Source organism: Acidovorax sp. KPB24-07, assembly GCF_057543315.1.
In genome coordinates this window covers 1-3,592 of the sequence record NZ_BAAJYS010000337.1, presented here as the reverse complement: position 1 = coordinate 3,592, position 3,592 = coordinate 1, and the positions used below count along the sequence as shown (strand labels likewise).

Sequence of the window (3,592 nt, the reverse complement as noted above, 5' to 3'; positions counted from 1 at the left end):
TCAGGCCACCGCCACCGGCACGCGCGGGGCCAGGGCGCACATCAGCTCCCAGCTCACCGTGCCGGCGGCATGCGCCACCTCGTCGATCGACAGCACGGCACCGCTGGCGGCGCGCCCCCACATCGTGGCCTCGGCGCCGAAGCCCGCCTCCACGCCCGCCGCGATCACGGGGGAGAGGTCCACCGTGATCATGTCCATGCTCACCCGGCCCACCACGCGCGTGCGCACCCCGTTCACCAGCACGGGCGTGCCGGTGCCGGCGTGGCGCGGGTAGCCGTCGGCATAGCCGCAGGCCAGCACACCGATGGTGAGCGGGGCGTCGGCCGTGAAGGCGGAGCCGTAGCCCACCGTGTCGCCGGCCTGCACGTGCTGCACCGCGATCACGCGGGCCGACAACGTCATCGACGGCTGCAGGTTCCAGTGGGCGGCGTCGTGCTCGGGGTAGTCCGGCGCCCCGCCGTAGAGCACGATGCCGGCGCGGATCCAGTCGCCGCGCACGCGCGCATCGACCGCATGGCGCAGGGTGGCCGCGCTGTTGCACACGCTCTTCTCGCCGGGCAGGTCCTGCGTGGCGGACTGGAAGGCCTGCATCTGGTGCGCGATGCCGCGGGGGCCATCGGCGTCGCTGAAGTGGGTCATGTACGAGATCTCGTCCACCTGCGTGAGCGCATTGAGCCGCGCCCAGGCCGAGCGGTAGCGCTCGGGCGTGAAGCCCAGGCGGTTCATGCCGGTGTTCATCTTGAGGAAGACGCGGTGCGGCGCCTGCGTCTTGTGGGCGGCCAGCCAGTCGATCTGCTCGTCGCAATGCACAGCGTGCCACAGCCCCAGGCGCGAGCACAGCTCCAGGTCGCGCGGCTCGAACACGCCCTCCAGCAGCAGGATGGGGCCGCGCCAGCCCAGGGCGCGCAGGCGCTCGGCCTCGGACAGGTCCAGCAGCGCGAAGCCGTCGGCCGCGCGCAGCCCCTCGAACACGCGCTCGATGCCGTGGCCGTAGGCATTGGCCTTCACCACCGCCCAGGCCAGGGCGTCCGGCGCACTGGCGCGGGCGCGCTCGAGATTGTGTTGCAGTGCAGCAGTGTGGATGGTGGCTTGGATGGGACGCGGCATGGGGTGGATCTGCGGAGCGAAAAGGAAGGAATTCTGGCATCGCCCTCTAGAAACCGCGTGATATAACCGCCAGTCACTTGCAGCGGGTTCCGATATTTAACAGGGCATCAGGCGAACTGATGCACCCAACAGCCATTCGATGAAGCGCGGTTTCTACACCATCATGTCGGCGCAGTTTTTCAGCTCGCTGGCCGACAACGCACTTTTCGTGGCCGCCGTGGAATTGCTGCGCACCAACGGGTCGCCGGAATGGCAGCGTGCGGCGCTCGTGCCGATGTTCGCGCTGTTCTACGTGGTGCTCGCGCCGTTCGTGGGCGCCTTCGCCGATGCGATGCCCAAGGGCAAGGTCATGTTCTTCAGCAACGCGATCAAGGTCGTGGGCTGCCTCATGATGCTGTTCGGCTCGCACCCGCTGATCGCCTACGCCGTGGTCGGCCTGGGCGCCGCGGCCTACTCGCCCGCCAAGTACGGCATCCTCACCGAACTGCTGCCGGCCTCGCAGCTGGTCAAGGCCAACGGATGGATCGAGGGGCTGACCATCGCCTCCATCATCCTGGGCGTGCTGCTGGGCGGCCAGCTCGTGGGGCCCGCCATCGCCGGCCTGCTGCTGTCGGTGGACCTGCCCTTCGTGGACACCGGCGTGGACACCGCGGCCGAGGCCGCCATCGCCGCGCTGATCACCCTGTACCTGGTGGCCGCGTGGTTCAACACCCGCATTCCCCACACCGGCGTGGAGATGCGCCCGCTGCCCTCCAACCCGCTGGCGATGCTGCCGGACTTCTGGGCCTGCAACAACCGCCTGTGGCGCGACAAGCTGGGCCAGATCTCGCTGTCCACCACCACCCTCTTCTGGGGCGCGGGCGGCAACCTCAAGTTCATCGTGCTGGCCTGGGCCGCGGCCGCGCTCTCCTACAACACCACCCAGGCCTCGGCCCTCACCGGGGTGGTGGCCATCGGCACGGCCGTGGGCGCGGTGGTGGCCTCCATGCGCATGCGGCTGGACATGGCCACCAAGGTGATCCCGCTGGGCATCGCCATGGGGCTGCTGCTGGTGCTGATGGTGTTCATCAAGAGCATCTGGGTCGCCATTCCCTTCCTCATCCTGCTGGGCGGCCTGGGCGGCTACCTGGTGGTGCCGATGAACGCGCTGCTGCAGCACCGGGGCCACAACCTCATGGGCGCGGGCCGCTCCATCGCGGTGCAGAATTTCAACGAGCAGGCCTGCATCCTGGCGCTGGGCGCGTTCTACAGCCTGTCGCTCAAGATGGGGCTGTCGGTGTTCGGCGCCATCACCGCGTTCGGCCTCGTGGTGGCCGGGGTGATGTGGCTGATCCGCCGCTGGCACCAGCACAACTGCGTGCGCTACCGCGAAGAAGTGGACCACCTGCTGCACCTGGCGCGGCACGACCACCACCACTGACTGCCGCGGCGCGCCCCGGGCGCCACGCGCGCCCGTCTGCCGGCCTGCGCAGTGGAAAGTACAACTTAACCACAGCCGGACATGGAACTGCCTTCGTCCGGGGGCAGAAAATCATGCCGATGCTGCGGCCCCTCTTTTTCCGTGCCCATCCGACTGCGAAGCGGAGGCACCCCTGCCGCACCACGACGCTCCATGCCATCGCCGCTGCCCTATTTCGCCCTGCTGTTCAATGCCTTCGTCTGGGGCCTGGCATGGTGGCCGTTCCGGGTGATGCACGGGGCGGGGCTGCACCCGCTGTGGGCGACCGCCGTGATGTACAGCGCCATCCTGGCCGGCCTGCTGGCGCTGCGCCCGGGCCTGTGGGCACAGGTGCGCCAGCACCCGCAGCTGTGGCTGCTGGCCCTGAGCTCGGGGCTGAACAACGTGGCCTTCAACTGGGCGGTGACCGTGGGCGACGTGGTGCGCGTGGTCCTGCTGTTCTATCTGATGCCGGTCTGGGGCCTGCTGCTGGCCTGGCGGGTGCTGGGCGAGCGGCCCACGCCCATGGCGCTGCTGCGGCTGGCGCTGGCCTTCACCGGCGTGGTGCTGGTGCTGCTGCCCGAGGGCACCTCGCCGTCCCGGCTGCTGCAGAACCTGTCGCTCGCCGACGGGCTGGCGCTGGCGGGCGGCTTCCTCTTCGCGCTGACCAATGTCACGCTGCGGCGGCTGCATGCGGTGCCGGGACAGGCGCGCATGTTCGTCATGTTCGGCGGCTGCATGCTGATGGCGCTGGTGGTGGCCTGCATCGGGCTGCAGGCCGGCGTGGTGGAGCCGTTTCCCCCGGTGAACGCCACCTGGATCGCCACGGCCGCCCTGCTGGCGGTGGCGCTGTGGCTGGGCAACGGGGCGCTGCAGTACGGGGCATCGCGGCTGGCGGCGGGCACCACGGCGGTGATCCTGCTGTCGGAGGTGGTGTTCGCCAGCGTGTCGTCGGTGCTGCTGTCGGCCGCGCAGCTGCAGCCGCGCACCTTGCTGGGCGGGGGCCTGATCGTGTTCGCCGCCCTCCTCGCATCGCTGCGGCGCTGA

General features: G+C 69.7%; 3 protein-coding genes. 2 read left to right on the top strand and 1 reads right to left on the bottom strand.

Translation table 11 applies throughout. The features are described from left to right. Positions 1-1,107, bottom strand: a complete 1,107-nt coding sequence (alr, locus tag AC27IQ_RS20445; RefSeq protein WP_284430304.1) for an alanine racemase — start codon at positions 1,105-1,107, stop codon at positions 1-3. Positions 1,108-1,246: 139 nt separating this feature from the next. On the opposite strand from alr, the gene lplT reads away from it, so the two are divergent. Further along, positions 1,247-2,527, top strand: a complete 1,281-nt coding sequence (gene lplT, locus AC27IQ_RS20440) for a lysophospholipid transporter LplT (protein WP_272565936.1) — start codon at positions 1,247-1,249, stop codon at positions 2,525-2,527. A 192-nt stretch (positions 2,528-2,719) separates the two neighbouring features. Further along, a complete protein-coding gene (locus AC27IQ_RS20435) occupies positions 2,720-3,592 on the top strand; it encodes a DMT family transporter (protein ID WP_284427016.1) in 873 nt (290 codons plus the stop codon).